This window comes from Longimicrobium sp. (assembly GCF_036388275.1).
GTDB lineage: Bacteria > Gemmatimonadota > Gemmatimonadetes > Longimicrobiales > Longimicrobiaceae > Longimicrobium.
The window spans coordinates 97092-117561 of sequence record NZ_DASVSF010000053.1 but is presented as its reverse complement, the minus strand read 5'-3'; the positions used below and the strand labels follow the sequence as shown (position 1 = coordinate 117561).

Annotated in this window: 17 protein-coding genes; 13 read left to right on the top strand and 4 right to left on the bottom strand. The window is 66.7% G+C overall.

Translation table 11 applies throughout. The annotated features are described in order from the left end of the window. Positions 1-45: 45 nt before the first annotated feature. The 6 genes from VF632_RS10880 (at position 46) to VF632_RS10855 (ending at position 6809) form a co-directional block, all read left to right on the top strand. Positions 46-2313 carry a bifunctional (p)ppGpp synthetase/guanosine-3',5'-bis(diphosphate) 3'-pyrophosphohydrolase gene (locus VF632_RS10880; protein WP_331022910.1) on the top strand — a complete coding sequence of 756 codons (2268 nt, stop codon included), beginning with the start codon at positions 46-48 and terminating at the stop codon, positions 2311-2313. Positions 2314-2443: 130 nt separating this feature from the next. Beyond that, on the top strand, positions 2444-4492 hold the full coding sequence (uvrB, locus tag VF632_RS10875; protein WP_331022909.1) for an excinuclease ABC subunit UvrB: 2049 nt from the start codon (positions 2444-2446) through the stop codon (positions 4490-4492). Then, positions 4489-4953, top strand: a complete 465-nt coding sequence (gene tsaE, locus VF632_RS10870; protein ID WP_331022908.1) for a tRNA (adenosine(37)-N6)-threonylcarbamoyltransferase complex ATPase subunit type 1 TsaE — start codon at positions 4489-4491, stop codon at positions 4951-4953. The genes uvrB and tsaE overlap by 4 nt, the downstream gene beginning before the upstream one ends. Beyond that, a complete protein-coding gene (tsaB, locus tag VF632_RS10865; RefSeq protein WP_331022907.1) occupies positions 4950-5660 on the top strand; it encodes a tRNA (adenosine(37)-N6)-threonylcarbamoyltransferase complex dimerization subunit type 1 TsaB in 711 nt (236 codons plus the stop codon). The genes tsaE and tsaB overlap by 4 nt, the downstream gene beginning before the upstream one ends. Positions 5661-5671: 11 nt before the next feature. Next, the gene (gene rimI / locus VF632_RS10860; protein WP_331022906.1) at positions 5672-6151 is read left to right on the top strand and encodes a ribosomal protein S18-alanine N-acetyltransferase; all 480 of its coding nucleotides are present in this window, start codon (positions 5672-5674) and stop codon (positions 6149-6151) included. A 73-nt stretch (positions 6152-6224) separates the two neighbouring features. Further along, on the top strand, positions 6225-6809 hold the full coding sequence (locus VF632_RS10855; protein WP_331022905.1) for a single-stranded DNA-binding protein: 585 nt from the start codon (positions 6225-6227) through the stop codon (positions 6807-6809). A 321-nt stretch (positions 6810-7130) separates the two neighbouring features. On the opposite strand, the gene VF632_RS10850 is transcribed toward VF632_RS10855, so the two are convergent. The 3 genes from VF632_RS10850 to VF632_RS10840 form a co-directional block, all read right to left on the bottom strand. Further along, positions 7131-7805, bottom strand: coding sequence for a hypothetical protein (locus VF632_RS10850; protein ID WP_331022904.1), 675 nt, complete (start codon positions 7803-7805; stop codon positions 7131-7133). 150 nt (positions 7806-7955) lie between these two features. After that, positions 7956-8588: a hypothetical protein gene (locus VF632_RS10845; protein ID WP_331022903.1), complete on the bottom strand. Its 633-nt coding sequence runs from the start codon at positions 8586-8588 to the stop codon at positions 7956-7958. 123 nt (positions 8589-8711) lie between these two features. Next, a complete protein-coding gene (locus tag VF632_RS10840; RefSeq protein WP_331022902.1) occupies positions 8712-9536 on the bottom strand; it encodes a hypothetical protein in 825 nt (274 codons plus the stop codon). 572 nt (positions 9537-10108) lie between these two features. On the opposite strand from VF632_RS10840, the gene VF632_RS10835 reads away from it, so the two are divergent. After that, the gene (locus tag VF632_RS10835) at positions 10109-10348 is read left to right on the top strand and encodes a hypothetical protein (RefSeq protein ID WP_331022901.1); all 240 of its coding nucleotides are present in this window, start codon (positions 10109-10111) and stop codon (positions 10346-10348) included. Positions 10349-10526: 178 nt separating this feature from the next. On the opposite strand, the gene VF632_RS10830 is transcribed toward VF632_RS10835, so the two are convergent. Then, on the bottom strand, positions 10527-11738 hold the full coding sequence (locus tag VF632_RS10830; protein WP_331022900.1) for a DUF5700 domain-containing putative Zn-dependent protease: 1212 nt from the start codon (positions 11736-11738) through the stop codon (positions 10527-10529). 143 nt (positions 11739-11881) lie between these two features. Between VF632_RS10830 and VF632_RS10825 the strand changes: the two genes are divergently transcribed. The 6 genes from VF632_RS10825 to VF632_RS10800 all read left to right on the top strand — a co-directional run bounded on the left by VF632_RS10825 (position 11882) and on the right by VF632_RS10800 (position 20359). Further along, a complete protein-coding gene (locus VF632_RS10825; RefSeq protein ID WP_331022899.1) occupies positions 11882-12841 on the top strand; it encodes an alpha/beta hydrolase family protein in 960 nt (319 codons plus the stop codon). A gap of 923 nt (positions 12842-13764) precedes the next feature. Beyond that, entirely contained in the window at positions 13765-14670 is a 906-nt protein-coding gene (locus VF632_RS10820) for an ABC transporter ATP-binding protein (protein WP_331022898.1), read from the top strand. Then, a complete protein-coding gene (locus VF632_RS10815; RefSeq protein ID WP_331022897.1) occupies positions 14667-18299 on the top strand; it encodes a hypothetical protein in 3633 nt (1210 codons plus the stop codon). The genes VF632_RS10820 and VF632_RS10815 overlap by 4 nt, the downstream gene beginning before the upstream one ends. A gap of 79 nt (positions 18300-18378) precedes the next feature. Then, entirely contained in the window at positions 18379-19266 is an 888-nt protein-coding gene (locus VF632_RS10810) for an oxygenase MpaB family protein (RefSeq protein ID WP_331022896.1), read from the top strand. 53 nt (positions 19267-19319) lie between these two features. Continuing rightward, entirely contained in the window at positions 19320-19904 is a 585-nt protein-coding gene (gene parS, locus VF632_RS10805; RefSeq protein ID WP_331022895.1) for a type II toxin-antitoxin system Xre/ParS family antitoxin, read from the top strand. Then, a complete protein-coding gene (locus VF632_RS10800; protein WP_331022894.1) occupies positions 19904-20359 on the top strand; it encodes an RES family NAD+ phosphorylase in 456 nt (151 codons plus the stop codon). The genes parS and VF632_RS10800 overlap by 1 nt, the downstream gene beginning before the upstream one ends. The last annotated feature ends 111 nt before the right edge of the window (positions 20360-20470 follow it).

Sequence of the window (20470 nt, the reverse complement as noted above, 5' to 3'; positions counted from 1 at the left end):
TGCCTTCGCACCCGTTCCGCTTCGCCACGCCGCCCCCCGGGTGACGTGCGTGCACGCGCGCGCGCCGGAGGCGCGCGGCTGATGGCGCAGCAGGCCCCCCTGCTGCAGGGCGCCGACGAGGCGCGCGAGCATGCGCGTGGCATCCTGCCGCCCGACCTGTTCGCGGCGGTGGAGCCGTACGCCGAGCGGCTGGACCTGGACCTGATCACCCGGGCGTACGAGTTCAGCGCGGTTGCGCACCAGGGGCAGAAGCGGCACTCGGGCGAGGACTACATCGTCCACTGCATCGAGGTGGCCAAGGTGCTGGCCGAGCTGCACCTGGACTCGGCCACCATCGCGGGCGGGCTGATCCACGACGTGGTCGAGGACACCCCGGCCACGTTGGAGGACGTGCGCGCGGCGTTCGGGCCCGAGGTGTCGACGGTGGTGGACGGGCTCACCAAGATCGCCAAGGTGCAGTTCCGCACCAGCACCGAGCAGCAGGTGGAGAACTTCCGCAAGCTGCTGCTGAGCATGGCGCAGGACGCCCGCGTGATCCTGATCAAGCTGGCCGACCGGCTGCACAACATGCGCACGCTCGACTGGCTGCGCGAAGACAAGCGGCTGCGCATTGCGCTGGAAACGCGCGAGATCTACGCGCCTTTGGCGCACCGGCTGGGGGTGGCGGCGCTCAAGTGGGAGCTGGAGGACCTGTGCTTCAAGTACCTGGAGCCCGAGCCCTACCGCGACCTGGCGCGCCGCGTGTCGGAGAAGCGCCGCGAGCGCGAGGAGTGGATCGAGAACCTTCGCGTGCCGCTGGAAAGCGAGCTGCGCGAGGCGGGGATCGATTGCGAGGTGACGGGGCGGCCCAAGCACCTGTGGTCCATCTACCGCAAGATGGTGCAGCGCGAAAAGGAGTACGACGAGATCTACGACCTGATGGCGGTGCGGGTGATCGTCGACACCATCGCCGACTGCTACCATGGGCTGGGCGTGATCCACAACCGCTGGACGCCGCTGACGGAGCGGTTCCACGACTACATCGCCACGCCCAAGAGCAACATGTACCAGTCGCTCCACACGACCATCTTCGGTCCGGGGGGGCGGCTGTACGAAATCCAGATCCGCACGCGCGAAATGCACCGCACCGCCGAGTACGGCATCGCGGCGCACTGGAAGTACAAGGAAGGCCCCCGCGGCGACGACGTCGACGAGACGCTGACCTGGTTCCGCCAGGTGCTGGAGTGGCAGCAGGAAACGAAGGAGCCGGAGGAATTCATGGAATTCCTTCGCATCGACCTGTTCCAGGACGAGATCTTCGTGTTCACGCCCATGGGCGACGTAAAGCAGCTGCCCAAGGGCGCCACGCCCATCGACTTCGCGTTCGCCGTGCACACCGAGGTGGGGCTTCACTGCGCCGGCGCGCGGGTGAACGGGCGCTACACGCCCATCACGCGCGAGCTCAAGAACGGCGACCAGGTGGAGATCGTCACCGACGCCAAGCAGCGGCCCTCGCGCGACTGGCTGGCCTTCGTGAAGACCGCCCGGGCGCGCAACAAGATCCGCCAGTGGATCAAGGACGAGGAGTTCGGCGACTCGGTGCGGCTGGGGCGCGAGTTCATCGAGCGCGAGATCCGCAAGGCGCGCAGGGAAAAGGTGTCGGAAGACCGCTTCGGCGAGGCGGCGCGTGTGCTGGACCTTCCCGACGCCGCCCACCTGTTCGCGGCGCTGGGGCGCGGCGACCTGGGCCCGTCGAAGGTGATGGCGGCGCTGTGGCCCGAGTCCGTCGACGAGCCGCCGAAGCCGCCCTCCGCCTTCGAGCGGCTGGTTTCGCGGGTGCGGGGGGAGCAGACCAACGCCCCGGTGAAGATCCAGGGGATGAGCAACCTGATGGTTCGCTACTCCCAGTGCTGCCAGCCGGTGCCGGGCGACAAGGTGGTGGGGTACGTGACGCGCGGCCGCGGGGTGAGCATCCACCGCATCGACTGCCCCAACATCCTGCAGCTGCAGGGGCACCCGGAGCGGCGGGTGGAGATCGACTGGGACGGCGGCGGCGCCGACCGCTTCTTCGTGCGCCTGGGGATGGAGGGGAGCGACCGGCGTGGCCTGTTCGCCGACATCGCCAGCGCCATCTCGGCTACGAACACCAACATCAAGAGCGCCGACATCAACGCCGACCAGCACGGCATGCGCGGCGACTTCGTGGTGGAGGTGGAGAACCTGGCGCACCTGAACCGCGTGCTGAACGCCATCAAGAAGGTGAAGGGCGTGATGCGCGTGGAGCGGCGCGAGCAGACGGACCTGGCCGAGGTGGCCGAGGTGGGGGAGGGGTAACTACGGTCACCACGGTAACTACAATAACCACGGTTGCTTGGGTCATTGCCGCCAAGGGTGCCGTGCGTGGTTCCGTTCCGACCAAAGTGACCGTCCTTACCGTTGTTACCGTGTTTACCGGGGTTCCTGAATGCCGTTCGATCTCGTTTCTCCCTTTTCTCCCGCGGGCGACCAGCCGCGCGCCATCGCCGAGCTCACCGAGGGGCTGAAGCGGGGAGACAAGTACCAGACACTCCTGGGCGCCACCGGCACCGGCAAGACGCTGACGATGGCGCACGTCATCGCCCAGCACGGCAGGCCGGCGCTGGTGATGAGCCACAACAAGACGCTCGCCGCGCAATTGTACGGGGAAATCAAGAACTTCTTCCCCCGCAACGCCGTCGAGTACTTCATCAGCTACTACGACTACTACCAGCCCGAGGCGTATGTACCCAGCACCGACACGTACATCGAAAAGGACTCGTCGATCAACGAGGACATCGAGCGGCTGCGCCTGCGCGCCACCTCGTCGCTGATGGAGCGCGACGACGTGATCATCGTCTCCTCCGTCTCGTGCATCTACGGCCTGGGCGACCCGCAGGAGTACCGGTCGCAGATGCTGGTGCTGGAGGTGGGGCAGGAGATCACGCGGAAGAAGATCCTCGAAGGGCTGGTGGCCATCCAGTACTCGCGCAACGACGCCTCGTTCGTGCGGGGCACCTTTCGCGTCCGCGGCGACACGGTAGAGGTGTATCCCGCGTACGAGGAGCAGGGGGTGCGCATCGAGCTGTGGGGCGACGAGATCGAGCGCATCTCGCGGTTCGAGCCGCTGACGGGCGACACGATCGCCACGCTCACCCGCACGGCCATCCTTCCCGCAACGCACTTCGTCACGGCCAAGAGCAAGCTGGAGCGCGCGGTGGACCGCATCCGCCGCGAGCTTGACGAGCGGCTGCGGGAGCTGCTGGGCGCGGGGCGGCTGCTGGAGGCGCAGCGGCTGGAGTCGCGCACCAACTTCGACATCGAGATGATGCTGGAGATCGGCACCTGCTCCGGCATCGAGAACTATTCCCGCCACATCGCGGGACGTGCGGAGGGCGAGCGGCCGGCGTGCCTGTTCGACTACTTCCCGGAAGACTTCCTGGTCGTGGTGGACGAGAGCCACGTGACCGTGCCGCAGATCGGCGGGATGTTCAACGGCGACCGCGCGCGCAAGCTCACCCTGGTGGACCACGGCTTTCGCCTTCCCTCGGCGCTGGACAACCGGCCGCTGAAGTTCGACGAGTGGGAGCAGCTGGTTCCCAAGGCCGTCTTCGTTTCGGCCACGCCTAGCGAGTACGAGCTGGCGCAGAGCGGCGGCGTGGTGGTGGAGCAGATCATTCGCCCCACGGGGCTGCTGGACCCGGTGGTGGAGATCCGTCCGGTGAAGGGGCAGGTTGACGACCTGCTCCACGAGATCCACCTGCGCGCCGAACGCCAGGAACGGGTGCTGGTGACCACGCTTACCAAGCGGATGTCGGAGGACCTGACGGACTTCCTGCAGCAGAACGGGGTGCGCGTGCGCTACCTGCACTCCGACATCCAGTCGCTGGAGCGGGTGGAGATTTTGCGCGACCTGCGGCTGGGCAAGTTCGACGTGCTGATCGGCATCAACCTGCTGCGCGAGGGGCTGGACCTGCCCGAGGTGTCGCTGGTCGCCATCCTGGACGCCGACAAGGAGGGCTTCCTGCGCTCCAGTAGCTCACTGATTCAGACGGTGGGCCGCGCGGCGCGCAATTCCCAGGGCACCGCCATCCTGTACGCCGACCGCATCACCGGGTCGATGAAGCGGATGATCGAGGAGACCGACCGGCGGCGGGCCATCCAGGTGGAGTACAACGAGAAGCACAACATCATCCCGCAGACCATCTTCAAGTCGGTGGGGGAGATCGAGAGCAGCACCCGCGTGGCCGACGCGCGCACGCCCAAGGTGGATGCCAAGGCCGAGGCCGCCAAGTCGGCGGAGCGCAAGGCCGTCCTGGAGGGCAAGAAGAGCCCGGCGGAGCTGATGACGCAGCTGGAGCAGGAGATGCGCGACGCGGCGTCGCAGCTGGATTTCGAGCGCGCCGCGCTGCTCCGCGACCAGTTGCTGGAGCTGAAGGCCGAGGTGGACGGCGCCCGGCCCGCGCAGCGCCGTTCCGTGGCGTCGCTGCGGGCATGACGGGCGTGCTGAGTGGGGCGTTGGACGAGGAGGCGCTGCAGGGGTGGGGGCGGCGGATCGGACGGGAGGCGCGGACGCCCTTGGTGCTGTGCCTGCGAGGCGACCTGGGGGCGGGGAAGAGCACCCTGGCCCGCGCCATCGCGCACGGGGCGGGGGTGGAGGGCGACGTTCCCTCGCCCACCTTCAACCTGGTGTTTCGCTACGACACGCCGCGCGCCCGGGTGTGGCACCTGGACCTGTACCGGCTGGAGCGCGACGACGAGGTGTGGGAGCTGGGGTGGGGCGACCTGGGCGGCGACGGCGACCTGGTGATGATCGAGTGGCCGGAGCGGGCCGAGGCGCTGCTGCCGCCCGTGCGCTGGGAGATCGAGCTGCTGGAGCACGAACCGGATTCGCGCGAGGTGACCGCGTCGCCCGTGGGCGAGCCGCCGCCGCTGCCGCCCATGCGGGAGGCGGCGTGAGCGGGCTTTTGGGCGGGCCCCTGCTGGCGCTCGACAGCTCGGGCCGCTCTGCGTACGTCGCCGTGGAGGTGGACGGGCGCGTGCTGGCGGAGGAAACCGTCTCCGCCCAGGCGAACGCGTCGTCGGCGCTGCTGCCCGCAGTCGATCGCGCCGTGGCGGCGGCGGGGCTGCGGCCCGGGGACGTGGCGGCCGTGGTGTGCGGCGGGGGCCCGGGCTCGTTCACGGGGCTGCGCATCGCCGCGGCGACGGCGAAGGGCATCGTCCGCGCGTTGGGCGTGCCGCTGTACGCCTACTCGGGGCTGATGGCCGCGGCGGCGGCGCACCGGGTGGACGAGCGGCCCGTCTGCGCGCTGTTCGACGCCCGCAACCGCGAGGTGTACGCGGGGTGCTGGTTGTTCGCCGACGATTCTGTGCGCGAGGAAGTGCTCGCCGTTTCCGCGCAGGGGATCGACGAGCTGGTGCAGCGGCTGCGTGGGCTGCCGGTGCGCTTCGTGGGGGACGGCGCGGCACTGCACCGGGATGCGCTCGTGGCGGAGTTCGGCGACGACGCGGTGGATGGGGAGGACCGGTCGCTCGCGCGCGGGCTGCTGTGGCTGGCGCGCGCGGCGCCGGACGCCGGGCGGGTGGCGGACGCGGCGGCGTGGGAGCCGGAGTACGTGCGCGCCGCGGGGGTGGAGCGCATCGCGGCGGCCAGGGCGGGCGCGTGATGTCGACGCCGATGGCCAGGACGCCGGTGGCGCGGGCTTCGTCGTTCCACGTCCGCCGCTGCCGCGAGGGTGACATCGCGCGGGTGGTGGAGATCGAGATCGCGAGCTTTTCGATGCCGTGGAAGGAGGACACCTTTCGCGGGCTGCTGAAGCGCACCGACAGCGATTTCCTGGTGGCCGAGATGGACGGCGACGTCGTGGGCTACGCGGCCGCGTGGACGGTGCTGGACCAGGCGGAACTCGGCAACGTGGCCGTCGCTCCCGAAGCCCGCGGCGCCGGGGTGGGCGGCGCCTTGGTGGACGCCGTGGTGGACCACGTGCGCGACCGGGGCGCGGCGGAGCTGTTCCTGGAGGTGCGCGTTTCCAACGAGGCGGCCAAGTCCGTCTACCGCCAGCGCGGCTTTACCGGCGTGGGCCGGCGCCGCTCGTACTACTCGCACCCAACCGAGGATGCGCTGGTGATGCGGCTGCGGATCCAATCGTTTGCTTGACACGCATCCGGCGCCCCTTTATCATGGCGCTTTCGCGTCCACTCTGTTCGCTTGAATTCACTGAGGAGGAGCCGTGGCCCGCAGCCTGAACAAGGCCATTCTGATCGGAAACCTGGGGCAGGACCCCGAAATCCGCACCATCCCCAGCGGTGCGCGCGTTGCGCAGTTCTCGGTGGCTACCACGCGCCGGTGGAACGGACGCGACGGGCAGCAGCAGGAAAAGACCGAGTGGCACCGGATCGTGGTGTGGGAAAAGCTCGTCGACATCGTGGAGAAGTGGGTCAAGAAGGGCGACCGCATCTACGTGGAGGGCGAGATCGAGTACCGGCAGTACGAGGACAAGGACGGCGTCACCAAGTACATGACCGAAATCCGCGCCCGCGAGATCATTCTGCTGGGCGGCGGCCGTGAGGGCGGCGACCGCGAGTCGGGCGGTGGCGGCGGGTACGGTGGTGGTGGCGGAGGAGGTGGTGGGTACGGCGGAGGCGGTGGCCGTTCCGGTGGCGGCGGGGGCGGAGGCGGTGCCCCGCGCGGCGGTGGCGGTGGGGCGGGTGGCGGTGGTGGACGCGGCGGGGCCGGCTCCGGCGGGGCGGGCGGTCGCGACTACGACGACTTCCAGGCTCCGCCGTTCGAGGACGACGACGACCTGCCGTTCTGAGGACCGATCATCACGGCCGTCGGCTTAACGTCGTGATCGTCAGCCCTAGGCTTGAGAAACCGCCTCCGGACATCGTCCCGGGGGCGGTCTTTTTCAGCCCGCCTGGTTGCGGATTTCCACGCCCACGGTCAGCCTGGTGTGAGCCCGCACGAGCGGACCTGACAGGATCGGGCAGCCGCGGAGCTTGCAATGCGGTAGGACTTCGGCCAATTCCTAAGCTGACAGCGGGACAACATTCGATTCTGAATCGGCGAGCCGGTCCGCCGTCCGATTCGGGCTGCGGATGGGGTCGTGATTTTTCAGCACGCCCAGCAGCGCCACTTAGAAGTCGTCAATCGGGCCGGAAGACACGAGGGTCGCGGTTGGTCCGATGCCGGCTGAAGCAAGAGTCTTGACCTCTACACCACCTCCCGCCTGACCGTAATTTGGCAGAACAGTTCCGACCAGGAGAGAGGTCCCAACGGGAAGATCGTAAACGTGGACATACGATGCAGGTACCGGGATAGGCAACGCGTAGCGACCAACTGCGGCGAATCCGGTGTTCGCGTAGGTCTGATCGGCCTCAGTCGTCAGGTATGTATCCACGGCGAGATGAGTGCCGCTGAAACGACGGTCTCCTACTGTACCCGTGTACCTGTAAAACCGCGTCTTGCTCGAAACCATGATCGTGCCCAGGAGAGCGATCGCACCGGCAACCGGCAGATAGCCCGCCGGCAGCGTTGCGACGTTGTGCGCCGCGGGTGCGGTGAGTGCGACGGTTACCACTCTCGGCACTATAGAGGGGAACGGTTGTCCGGCAAGAAGATCCGCGAGCGAGAAAAAGCGTGGGTGAGGCTCTAGTGGAATAACGTAGTCGTTGCCGCCGACAATGACTAGCGACTCACTTCTATCGTCGGGGAGGAGCGCGGAAGCGAGCACGTAACCCATCCCGGACTCCGGGAGGCCAGCCAACTTGGCTTGGCTCACTCCCGCGAGTTGAAGAAGCGTGTCCCACATTGAGAATCTCCGTTGTGCTCTCTAACGCCATAAGCGTCAGGGTGCGGGGGTCGGCGCGCAAGTTTGTCGCGGGCGAAAGCACGCAGGGCCCGCGCATTCCTGTAGCCGGTTGCTAGCGGCGCCCGCGCCCGAGTCAGCCCTTGAATAGAGTTATGGACGGGCGCCAATCCAGCGCTCGAATGCAGGATTTCTAGAGATTGCTTCCAAAACGCGCTGTGATGATGTTCCGGGGTCTTCTATTCTCAGAGAAGCTTGTGCCATGATTCGCTCAACCTGAGACAGTTCTTCCATTGCTCGCTCAATCTCAAGTTGTTCCGGCGGCGGTGAAATAGATGCCACGCGGTCAAACAATTCCTTGATCCCGGTTTTGCGGAACTCGGGATACACATTACTCACCGCGCCACTGGTTGCAGGAGGTGCAAAGAGTCCTACTTCCAGTTGGCGCCACTCCGCGGCTGCACGAAGTTGATTGGAAGATTGTAAGCTGAACTGCCAAAGCGCCAAGTCGCCTAAGAATACACCGAGCCGCCGGGAGATTTCAGCGTCCAAACGCCGGCGTAAGGCCTCGCGTTGGGCAACGACAGTGTCTCCGCCGTTGTCGGACGGATCGCCTGCGTTCTCTTCCAAACGATCGAACGTTGCCTGCGATACGACGTGCAGACTCGCGATCCGAAGAATGCCGCTGTACGTAGCCAACCCGGCTAAGAAACCGGCCAAGAGTGCACTCAGTAGCCACCAAACAGAATGCGCTTCAACTCTTTCTTTTAGATTCATCGTCGCCATTTGGTACTCGGGAAACATCTGAACAGCCTAACTCCCAAAGTCTAGACTAACGGCTCAGACGAGTGATCGCCCATGATGATGCCACGAGTGGCCTTCGTAGCTTGTAAGCTTGGTCGTTGATGATCACTCGTTCACTACACCCGGTGAGTGGTGTCCGCCAACTACTCGGGACGAAACCTGAACTGACCGTCCGTTCTGTACGTGCGTACCACTCAGGTCGCGTAGCCCTCGCGGATTCATAACATATCCACTCGGATCAAAGACCACGATCCAGAGTTGATCAACGTCTGGATGGTTGGCATAGTGTGCGACGTCGATAATCAACTCACTTCCCACTTTCTTGGCATGTGCCTCGCTACGGACGAACTTCACCTCCAGAGCAATGCGGTGCTCCGGCAGCACAAAGTCAATGCGTGTCGAGTTCAACGCATAGCTTGGCGTGTACTCTTCAGGCCTGATATCCTTGATCCAGGGTCTGAGTAAGCAGTGAAGCAGGTCCTGCACATCGTACTCGTCAAGGAGCTCGATGATTGGCTTGCCTTGGCGGCGCTGCTTCAGGGGGAACTCCGCACGCCGAAGACCCGTAATGAGGCGGTCCAGCAGGCGTTGAACGTCGCTCGGAAAGTCAACTTCTCCTGGCGGCTCAGCAGGTGCGTTAGTTGCGAATCGCTGGAGCGCTGCTCGCGTCGACTGCGAGAGCGCTTGGTTCTCAAGCATTTGCGTCAGCACCCCGCCGACGATGCTGTCCAGCTGCGAGGGCGCTTCGGCACTAATACCCTCAATCCAGCCATAGAAGGCAGACTCGCGCTGGCCTGCAGCCGGCAACTCGATATCGCGCTTCCAGTTCGGCTGTGCGCCGGCCAACACAAACAAATCCTTGATCGTACGAAGCGTATACTCCTTGGCCGCGAGTGCGAGGGCGTGGAGGAGCCGCTGATCAGTGGGCATTTGGGTACCGTAATCGTGAAGTGGTCCGGGCCGTGTGTGCGCCGAACGGCCTACGGGTCGATGTGGACGGCCACTACGCAAGCGTGGCCGCTGCGAAATTCATGGAGGGCCCCGCATCCCCTGCAGGCGTTGTGTTAGGTCCTGCTGCAGTGCTGGCGTTCCAAATCCTCGGCAAGCGATTGAAGTTCGTGGCTACGCTCCCGAGCAAGCCTCGCGACGGCAAGCTCCCAACCTGCGGGCGGATTTCTATATCCGCCGCTCGCGGCATCCATTCTGGCACGCTCGATCGAGTTCACCGAGGCACCACATGCTGCGGCGATCTCAGGTAGCGTTACTCGGGTGATCAGCCGGTCGGTCGCTGCTTTGAAGTTCAACTTTTGTCTTTGTCAGGAGCACACTTGACAAAACGTGCTCTGTCAGGTAGCTTACTGACAGCAGGGTAGGAGACAAGGCTGACCGTTCCTCCCATCATGAAGTCCTGGCCAGCCTCGCGACTCGAACAGACCCGCAAGCCTGCTCGCCTGCAAAGGATACCCCTGCTCGGCGGCGCGGGTCAAGAGATGGAGGTGAGCATGGAACGAGACCAACTGCCCTCGCCGATGCGGTTCCTGGAGATCCTGACGGACAGGTTCGGCGCGCTCGAAGCGGTCGCGAACTCCTCGATCAAGCTGGCCCGCTACGCACCGGAGGACGAGCTGGCGATGGACCTGCTCGTCGCCGAGGCAGTGCTGGAGTTCGGCTGCACCCTCCGCGAGGCGGCGGAGAGCGCGATGGAGTGGGCGAGGGCGCGCGGAGTGGCACCGCTTGCGTGAGGATGGCAGGGAGGCGGAGCCCCGGCGGTTGGCGGTGGTAGTCGCAGCAGCGCTGGCGAGGGGCGGGCGACAGTCGGATCGGGGGTGATGCGCTGCGGGCGTGTCGCCCCCGACTAGATGCGCACTTGGAAGTGTACCGCGCGATGAGAGAAGCGGAACCCGGCCCGCCGTCCTGCCCTCACCGGAGCGACATGAGGTATCGCTCCGTCTCCGGGGCGAAGCGGCCCACGATTTCCGGGTGCTCACGATAAAGGGAGATGTACTGGAGAAAGAACTCGACGGGTCGTTGCTGGAGCAGGCGGCGGATGCACTCAGCTCCACAGTGACGCTCGATCGCCTTCGCCATCTGGAAGCCGAGGGCATAGAACCGGGGGTTGCTCATGAAGCCCCGGTCCAGAACCTCCCGCCAGGTGATCTCGTTGCGGGCCACCTGCTGAAACGTGGTGTCGAAGAGCGCGAAATTTGCACGCACGCGCGCGGGCTCGGCATCCGTACGGAAGCGCTGGCGCATGCGCGCGATCTCGGGGCCGCCACCGCCGAACCTCTCCGGGTCCGACACCAGATCAGCGGTGCCCTCGCCGACGACCGTCGCCAGCGTCCGCTCGGGCAGGGGGAGGCTCTCCGCCGAGTCGGCCATGGCCGCGAGGCTCGGCACCCGGCGGAACGCCGCCTTCTGCACGAGATGGAAGGTCTCATGGGTGATGTGGGCCATCACGCCCTCCCAGTCTCCCGCCGCGTCCGCGAGATTGTAGTAGAACACGTCACCCTCGGGCGTGGTGCGGACGAAGCCAGTGGACGTGCCCCCCGCCATCAGGTACGCCTTCAGATGGAGCGGACCGGTTTCCGGCGTGTAGGGACCCATGATGGCGAGCAACCGGTCCAGCACGGCCTGCTCATTCTCCCGGAGATGCGCGAGGAGCCTCCGGATGCGCTCCCGCTCGCCATGGGCCTTCGGCAGGTTGAAGTGGATGTGCTCCTGCGCAACGTCGCCCGTCCCCAGGAACCTCTGGAGGGCGGTGCCAAAATCAGCGCGCTGCACACCAGGGACGAGGCGGACGACATTGTCCACCATCATGCTCACGCCGTGAATCTGGAGGAGCGAGTCCACCGCCGCATCGGTGATGGTGTCGCGCTCCAGCGCCGCCATCATGGCCTCGGCGCCGGCGTAGTCGATCTGGAGGCTCACCTCGGCTCGCGGGACGGGTGCGGCGGCCTGCCGCGGCACCACGCTCCGCTCGCGACACCCCGAGGTGGCGAGCACGATCAGCAGGGGCGTTGCGACCCAACGGGATCTATGGACGAGGCTGGACATGGTTCCGCCGACTTCGAGTGAAGGGTGCCGGAAGAGTGGAGAGCGTGTCTCGACCGATGCCGCCGTTCCAGCCGGCACTTCGCCCACCGCTGCGCCCCACTGCCGCCTGAGAACTCTATCATCGCCGACAGCGCCTGCCGGCGCCATAGCGGTGCCATCTTGACGAAAGTCTTTTTGCCGACAAGCTTGAATTGAATTGCAACTCCTGTGGAGGTGCCACCATGCTCATGCGCTCCGTCACTTTCGCTCTACTGCTTGTGTTCCTGCTCGCTGGTGCTTGCGCCCTGCCTGCCGACCCGCCCGGCGGCGTGTGCAGCCTCCCGACGCTCAGCGATGCGCCGGCACCCGCCTTGGCCCTGACGGCGTTCGCCTACGACCGCGCGGCGGCCTACGACCTGGTGCTCCAGCCGATCGGCACCCAGCCGGGTGTGCAGATCTACCAACTGAGCTTTCTCAGCCCGCGCGGTACCGGCCGCGCGACGGGGCGGCTCTTCGTGCCCGAGGGTGCGGGCCCGTTCGCGGGGTTGTTGCTGCAGCACGGAATGCAGGGCAACTCCCAACAGATGACGGGCGAAGGGGTGCTGCTGGCGCGCCACGGGGCGGTGGTGGTGGCGCTCGACGCCCCGTTCGCGCGGCGCGGGGGCAGCTCGCTCCGCTTCACCGAGGCTGACAGCGCCGAGCAGGTGCAGCTCATGACCGACCTGCAGCGTGCCGTGGACGTGCTCGTGGCGCGCCCGGACGTGGACGCGAGTCGGCTCGGTTTCGTGGGCTTCAGCTACGGCGGGACGATGGGCGCGCTCTTCGTCGGGATTGAGCGGCGGCTCAAGACGGGCATCCTCGCGGTGGCCGACGGCGGGCTCGTCTCGCACTTCGCCAGCCCCGAGGACGCCGGCGCCTTAGCCGGGCTCACCTGCGCGGAGCGGCGGCGCTGGCTCGAGTCGATGATCCCGATCGAGCCGATCAAGTACGTCGGCTTCGCGTCACCGACGTCCCTCCTGCTGCAGTCGGGGCGGCAGGACGACCTCGTGCCGCCGCGCGACGCCGAGCGGCTGCACGCCGCGGTGCGCGATCCGAAGACGATCCTCTGGTACAACGCGGGGCACGGCCTGAACGCCGAGGCCGCGCGCGACCGCCTGGTGTGGCTGCAGCAGCGGCTCGGGATGCGCGCCCCGGCGCTCTGAGCCTACGCCCGGACGCGGCGCCCCGGCGCGCTGACCATGTAAGGCGAAGGTCCTGGCGTAGTGCCAGGATACGCATCCGGTGGGGTTCGGGGTTCCCGAGCTCCACCGGATCGTTCGTTCTGCCGGTCGACGGCGCCGTGCGCGACCGGCCGGGAGTGCACGCGCGGAACGTTGCGGCCGAGTTCTTGGGCGCGCTCGAGGCGGTGGCGAAACTCCTCGATCAAGCTGGCGCGATACGCACCGGGAGGATGAACTGGCGATGGATGGGGGAGTTCGGCTGCAGACTGCACGGGGCGGGGGACGGCGCGATGGAGTGGGCGAGGGGGCGAGGAGTACACCGCTTTCGTGAACCTGGCACGTGGCATCGTCGCCGCGGGGCTTTCAGCCACAGCTCTCCGCCACCAAGACGACGGTACCTATCGTGACTGCCACGTCCACCCACAGGATCCACATCAGGATCCGGTAGCCTAACGATTCCTTGGGCGGAACCTGGTTGTAAATCCCACAGGCAGGGCAGGTCATGTCCTCATTCATCCTGGATACTCTGGAGCACTGCCAGCAACGCATACGTCCTGGCCTCGGACTTCGCCGTCCGGGGGTACTGCCCGCCTCCTGCTTCCTCGCCATACGGTTTCCTGTGATCGTGATGTGAGCGCCCTGGCCCACAAGGGTCAGGGTGCGGGGCCGGTGTGCGATACCTTCGTTCGCCGAAAGCATGGCCGGCTACCCAGAGGAGAATACGGACGCAGGCCGAGAGGAGATTCGCGGACCCAGACGTCTGCCTCTTGCGGATGTCGCGTCCGTAAGTGCCCCCACGTGGTAGTACCCTTGCGCACAAGTTCTTTGTATCGTAAAGTTCTTCGTGCTCAGGAGCGCTGGCGGATGCGCCGGATCCGCCTGGGCGTCGTACACAGCGAAAAGCCATGGAACTGCAGATCCGCGACGTATCCAAGATCTACCCGAACGGCGTGCAGGCGCTGAATCACGTTTCGCTTACGATTCCCGCGGGGATGTACGGCCTGCTGGGGCCCAACGGCGCAGGCAAGTCTACGCTGATGCGCATTCTGGCCACCCTGCAGGAGCCGGACAGCGGGACCATCCACCTGGGCGAGATCGACGTCGTGCGCGAAAAGGACCGCGTGCGGCAGACGCTCGGCTACCTGCCGCAGGAGTTCGGCGTGTATCCCAAGGTGAGCGCCGAGGAGCTGCTCGAGCACTTCGCCATCCTCAAGGGCATCGCGGCCAAAAAGGCGCGCAGGGAGGTGGTGGAGGCGCTGCTCCGGCAGACGAACCTGTGGGACGTGCGCAAGCAGAAGCTGGGCGGCTACTCGGGCGGGATGCGGCAGCGCTTTGGCGTGGCGGTGGCGCTGCTGGGCAACCCGAAGCTCCTGATCGTCGACGAGCCGACGGCGGGGCTGGACCCGGCAGAGCGCGTGCGGTTCCTTAACCTGCTGAGCGAGCTGGGCGAGAACAGCGCGGTGATCCTTTCCACGCACATCGTGGAGGACGTCAGCGAGCTGTGCACGCGGATGGCGATCATCGACCGGGGCGAAATCCTGCTGGAAGCCGAGCCGCTGGGCGCCATCGAGCAGATGCGCGGCCGGATCTGGCGCAGCGTGATCGAGAAGCGCGCGCTGGCGGAGATGGAGCGAGAGCACGCGGTGATCTCCACCAAGCTGCTCGCCGGAAAGACCCTCGTGCACGTCTACGCGGACGGATCGCCCGGCCACGGATTCGAGCCGGCCGAGCCGGATTTGGAGGACGTCTACTTCGCCACCATGGCCAGCCACATCGGCAGGCGGCGCGAGCGGGCGGAGGCGGCGGCATGAAGCTGCGCGAGATCTTCCGCTTCGAGTTCGCCTACCAGGCGCGCCGGCTTTCCACCTGGCTGCCGTTCGTGGCGATGGTGGTCGTCGCGTACCTGTTCGTGCGGAAGAACTTCCTGGCCGACGCGCTCTACGCGGACTTCTACATCAACTCGCCGTACGTCATCGCGGTCGTCACCATCATGAGCAGCCTGTTCTGGCTCTTGCTCGGCGCGGGCGTCGCCGGCGAGGTGGCGGTGCGCGATGTGGAGGCGGGGATGCATCCCCTCACCTGGACCGCCTCGGTCACCAGGGGACAGTACCTGGGTGGCCGGTTCCTGGCCGCGTTCGCCCTGAACGCGCTGATCATGCTGGCGGTGCCGGTGGGCGTGATGCTGGCCGTCTACCTGCCCGGCGTTGATCCGCAGGTGATCGGCCCGTTCCGGCCGATGGCCTACCTGACCGCGTACGCCTTTCTCGCGCTGCCGAACGCCTTCATCGTCACCGCCATCCAGTTCGCGGTGGCCACGCGGGGGCGCCGGGCCATCGGCAGCTACGTGGGAAGCGTGATCCTGTTCTCGGTGGTCTACGGCGGGATGGTCGCCGTCATGGTCTTCCTGGACCAGGTGGCGCTGGCGACGGTGCTCGACGCCCTGGCCCACATGACCATCTTCGACGTTACGACGGATTGGACGCCCATCGAAAAGAACACGCGCCTGCTGCGGCTGGAGGGGGCGCTGCTTTGGCGGCGCCTGCTGTGGCTGGGGATCGCCGTCGGCGTGCTGGCGTTCACCTACGCCCGCTTCCGGTTCGAGCACCTGGCCGCGCAGCCGTGGTGGAGCCGCATTGGGCGTCGGCGTGCCGCGCACGCCCCCACCCCCGCCGGCACCGAGCTGGCGAGGAACGCCATCGCCGTCCCGCGCGTGCAAGGGACTTTCAGCTTTGCGACGCACATGCGGCAGGCGCTGGACATCGCGTGGACGTCGTTCAAGTCCGTCGCCAAGAGCCGGGTCGGGCTGATCGTCACCCTCCCCATCGCGGTAGTGGCGGTGATGATCCTGCCGGAGCACCTGGTGAACATGGGCACGCCGCTGCTGCCGCGTACCGGCTACATCCTGACGTTCCTGGCGACGCCGCTGACCAGCTTCATGACGCCGTGGCTGGTCATCCCCATGCTCACGGTGATCTGGGCCGGCGAGCTGGTCTGGCGGGAGCGCGAGGCGGGGCTGGGAGAGATCACCGATGCGGCGCCGGTGCCGGAGTGGGTGCCGTTCCTGGGCAAGTTCGGGGCGCTGGGCCTGCTGCTCGCCGCGTGGATGCTGGTGCTGATGATCATCGGCATGCTCATTCAGGTGAGCATGGGCTACCACGAGTTCCAGGTCGGCCTGTACCTGAAGGTTCTCTTCGGCCTTCAGCTTCCCGAATACCTGCTGTTCGCCCTGCTCGCCCTGGCGGTGCAGGGGATGATCAACCAGAAGTACCTGGGCCACATGGCGGCCCTCATCATCTACGCGCTGATCATCTTCGCCGACCGGCTGGGCGTGGGGCACAACCTGCTGGTCTACGGCGCCGTGCCCGGCTGGTCGTACTCGGACATGCGCGGTTTTGGCGCGTCGCTGGGGCCGTGGCTGTGGTTCATGATGTACTGGGGCGCGTGGGCGCTGCTGCTGGCTGTCGCCGCGCGGCTGCTCTGGGTGCGCGGGCTGGAGAAGAAGCTGCGCACGCGCCTGCACCTGGCGCGCGGCCGGTTCACGCGGCCAACGGCAGGGGCCGCCGCGCTGGCCGCGGCGCTCATCCTGGGGCTGGGCGGGTTCATCTTCTACAACACCAACGTCCTCAACCAGTACCGCACCGCGGCCGGTGTCGCGGAACTGCGCGCCGAGTACGAGCGGCGCTTCGGGCGGTACGCGGACGTTCCGCAGCCTCGCCTGGCGGGCGTCACCCTGCGCGTGGAGATCCATCCCCGGCGGCGGGCGGCGGACATCCGCGGCACCTATCACCTGGTGAACCACACCGCGGGCGCGATCGAATCCATCCACGTGGCGCCGCCCATCGGCGTGGAGACTGGGGACGTGAGCTTCGACCGGCCCGCCGCGCGTGTGCTGGTGGATGCGGAGCACCGGCACCGGATCTACGCGTTGCGGCAGCCGCTGCAGCCCGGCGACTCGCTCCGCCTCGACTTTACGGTGCGCGTGGCGCAGCGCGGCTTCCGGAACGGCGGCGTAGACCCGGTGCTGTCCGTGACCAAGGCCAGCACCTACTTCCGCGGCCAGGACTGGCTTCCCGCCATCGGCTACCAGAAGAGCCGCGAACTCTTCAAGCCCAGTGAACGGAGGGCGCAGGGGCTCCCCGCGCGGCCCATGGTCCCCACGCTGGCCGAGGCCGGCGACGTCACGGGCGAGCGGGAGTCGGCCGGCCCCGAGCGCATCACCCTGGACGCGGTCATCGGGACGGCTGCAAGCCAGGTCGCCGTCGCCCCCGGGGCGCTGCGCCGCACGTGGACGGAGCGGGGGCGCCGCTACTTCCATTACGTGACCGATACCCCCATCGGCAGCGAGTACGCCTTCTTTTCCGCCGCGTACGCGGTGCACGAGGAGCGGTGGACCCCTCCGGCGGGCGCGGGGCAGCCGGTCACCATCCAGGTGTACCATCACCCCGCGCACGCCGCCAACCTGCAGCGCATGCTCCGCAGCGTGCGCGCGTCACTGGCGTACAACACCCGCGCGTACGGGCCGTACCGGCACGGCAGCATCATCCGGCTGGTGGAGAACCCCGGCCAGGGGATCGGCGCGCACGCCGAGCCGGGGACCATCGACTTCACGGAAGGGTTCTCGCGCTACAACCCGGAGCACGACCCGCAGGGGCTGGACATGCCGTTCGCCGTCGTCGCGCACGAGATGGCGCACCAATGGGGTGTCGCGTACGCCTTTGCGGAGGGCGCGCCGCTCATTACCGAAAGCTTCGCGTGGTACGCCGCGATGGGTGCCATCGAAGATACCTACGGGCGTGACCACCTGCGGCGGCTTCTGCGCTTCTTCCGCCAGCCGTCGCCCATTCCGCCCATCCGCCAGTCGCAGCCGCTAGTGCGGGCGCTGGACCCGTACGCCGCGTACCGCAAGGGCCCGTTCGCGCTGTACGCCATGAGCGAGTACATGGGCAGGGAGCGCGTGGACCTGGCCTTCCGGCGCCTGATGGAGAACCCGCGTTCGGGCGGCGCGACCTCGCTGGACCTGTACCGCGAGCTGCAGGCGGTGACGCCGGACTCGCTGCGGCCCCTGCTGCACGACCTGTTCGCGGCGAACACCTTCTGGGAGCTGGAGACGGAGCGGGCGACGGCCAGGAAGACCGCGGCCGGTGCCTGGCAGGTGACGATCCGCGTAAAGGCGCGCAAGGTGACCGTCGCGCCCACGGGCGTGGAGACGGAGGTGCCGATGGACGAGTGGGTGCCCATCGGTGTCTTTGCGCCGACGGAGGGGGAGGGCTCCGAGTTCGGCGAAACGCTGTACCTGCGCATGCACCGCATCCGCTCCGGCCAGCACACGATTACGGTAACGGTGCCCAAGAAGCCGTCCGACGCCGGCATCGACCCCTACGTGGTGCTGATCGATACGGAGCGGTTCGACAACGTGGAGGAGGTGGACATTGAGGGCTGAGGTCGCGCCACGGGCGGTTCACCGCGGACGAGCTTTCGATTCGGCGGATTCCCTTCGCCCAAGCGAGCGGGGCAGGGCAGTGGATTTCGTCGAACGTGGTTCGATCGTGCGGAGGATCTGGGGCGATGGAGACATGATTCTCCTGGTCTTCGCCGGCTCCGCCGCGGAGTTCGCGCTCAACCGCGCGGTCGACTGGCTGTTCTTCACCGGAAAGCTGCCGGCGGATCCCATCGGCCGGCTGTTCTCGACGGCCGGCTACGCGCAGCACATCGTGTTCGCCGACTCGCAGACCGCCGCGCGCACGCTCGATCGCATCCGGGCGGTCCACGCAGCGGTCGAGGGCCAGCGGGGTCAGCGCATCCCGGATTGGGCGCACCGCGACGTGCTCTACATGCTCATCGACTACTCCGAGCGAGCACATGAGATGCTAGCGCGGCCGCTGACCGCGGACGAGCAGCGCGAGCTCTACGACGTGTTCCGGCGGGTGGGCACGGGCCTGGGCATCCCCGACCTCCCCCGGACCTACGGCGAATGGAGGCTCGATCGCGAGCTTCACCTGCGGCGCGACCTGGTACACGGCGAGGGCACGGAAGCGCTCTATGCCCAGTACCGGAAGCACCTTGGACCGGCACGCTATCATCTCCTGCTGCGGCTCCAGGCCATCCTGACCCCCGGGCACGTGCGCGGCCTGCTGCGGCTGAAGGGCGGGGCGTGGCTGCGTCCGCTGCTGCGCATCTACCCTATGCTGGTCCGCGCCGGATTGCGTTCCATCATCCAGCGGCTGCTGATGCCGTCGGCGTACCTGGAGGCCGCGCGGGGGCTGGACTACCCCGCCGGCGAGCCGTCCCGAGCCGCGCAACTCTGTGGCATGGACCGCTCCGGCCTCCACTCGCAAGGGCAGGAGTGCAGCGGGCGGGTGGGGACTTCGGCATGGACGCGTCTCGTCGGGCTCCGTCGGAACTCTTGACTGCGGTGCGGGATTTGCCAAATTACGTGTGCAATCTTGCACAGGGATGAAATATGGCGACCAAGAGCGACACCGGCCGAAAAGCCACCAGATCCGCTACCAAGGCCGTGCCGACGGAGAAGCACGGGGGAGCCCGTGCCGGTAAGGAGTCGGCCGTCAAGGAACTGGCAGAGCCGCGGCGATTCGTTCCGGAAAGAGCCGGTTCCGTAATCCAGAAGTGGTATCGATTGGAAGTAGGAGGACAGGCCCGGAAAGCTGAAGCTCTGAGCGGCGAATTACGTTTAGCGGGTAAAGTTGCCGCGGGCTATCCAACACGAGCTGTCGACGATGTAATCAGCTCGGGATTGGTTGAACCCCGAGTCATGTACGAACTCGTCGTATCGCGCCGTACGTTGGCCGACCGGAAGCAGAAAGAGAAGCTGCTCAGCCCTGAACAGTCCGATCGGCTCGCGCGCGTGCTCCGCGTTTATGCACGTGCGGAGGAAGCGATCGGGGACATGTCCCGAGCGTCCAGGTGGCTGCACAAGGAAAATCGCGCTCTGGAAGGAAAGCGGCCAGTCGACCTACTGGGGACTGACGCGGGAACTCGCGCCGTAGAAAGGGTTCTCGGCAGGATCGAGCATGGGATCGTAAGCTGATGATTCTCTGGCGCCTCACCAGAGCCGCGTACTCGAAGCTCGACGGAGAAGGCGCGCGGCTGCATGGCGGTCGTTGGAATTCCGAGGGCGTACCCGTCGTGTACCTGTCGTCGAATCTATCTCTTGCCGCTCTCGAATACCTCGTTCACATCGACATCGAGGACGCCCCCACGGACCTTGTCGCATTGAAGGTGGAGGTGCCAGATACGGCGCCTGCGGAGGAGATCGAGACCGAGACTCTACCCGACGACTGGTTCAATGTAGCCGATCATCCAACGTGCGTGGAGCTTGGAGATTCGTGGGTAGAGCGGGGCGATTCACTCCTGCTGCGGGTTCCCAGCGCGCTCATTCGTGTGGAGTCGAACGTGCTCTTGAATCCGCGCCACGCAGATGCAGGGAATGTGCGGGTACTCAGTTCCACGCCTTTTGCGTTTGATCCCCGCCTCCTGGGCTAAACCCAGCGGCTGCTCATGTCCTCTGCGCGTATGTGGAGGCCGCGCGGGGCTGGATCACTCCGCCGGATAGCGGCTACGGAATTGCGAAGGATGAGGGGCGTGCTGCACCTG

Bases quoted from the DNA above. Each gene is read 5' to 3' on its own strand.
- VF632_RS10835 (WP_331022901.1), top strand. From the start codon at position 10,109: ATGGAACGAGACCAACTGCCCTCGCCGATGCGGTTCCTGGAGATCCTG.
- VF632_RS10845 (WP_331022903.1), bottom strand. From the start codon at position 8,588: ATGGCGACGATGAATCTAAAAGAAAGAGTTGAAGCGCATTCTGTTTGG.
- VF632_RS10815 (WP_331022897.1), top strand. From the start codon at position 14,667: ATGAAGCTGCGCGAGATCTTCCGCTTCGAGTTCGCCTACCAGGCGCGC.
- tsaE (WP_331022908.1), top strand. From the start codon at position 4,489: ATGACGGGCGTGCTGAGTGGGGCGTTGGACGAGGAGGCGCTGCAGGGG.
- rimI (WP_331022906.1), top strand. From the start codon at position 5,672: ATGGCCAGGACGCCGGTGGCGCGGGCTTCGTCGTTCCACGTCCGCCGC.
- uvrB (WP_331022909.1), top strand. From the start codon at position 2,444: ATGCCGTTCGATCTCGTTTCTCCCTTTTCTCCCGCGGGCGACCAGCCG.
- VF632_RS10825 (WP_331022899.1), top strand. From the start codon at position 11,882: ATGCTCATGCGCTCCGTCACTTTCGCTCTACTGCTTGTGTTCCTGCTC.
- VF632_RS10840 (WP_331022902.1), bottom strand. From the start codon at position 9,536: ATGCCCACTGATCAGCGGCTCCTCCACGCCCTCGCACTCGCGGCCAAG.
- VF632_RS10820 (WP_331022898.1), top strand. From the start codon at position 13,765: ATGGAACTGCAGATCCGCGACGTATCCAAGATCTACCCGAACGGCGTG.
- VF632_RS10850 (WP_331022904.1), bottom strand. From the start codon at position 7,805: ATGTGGGACACGCTTCTTCAACTCGCGGGAGTGAGCCAAGCCAAGTTG.
- parS (WP_331022895.1), top strand. From the start codon at position 19,320: ATGGCGACCAAGAGCGACACCGGCCGAAAAGCCACCAGATCCGCTACC.
- VF632_RS10800 (WP_331022894.1), top strand. From the start codon at position 19,904: ATGATTCTCTGGCGCCTCACCAGAGCCGCGTACTCGAAGCTCGACGGA.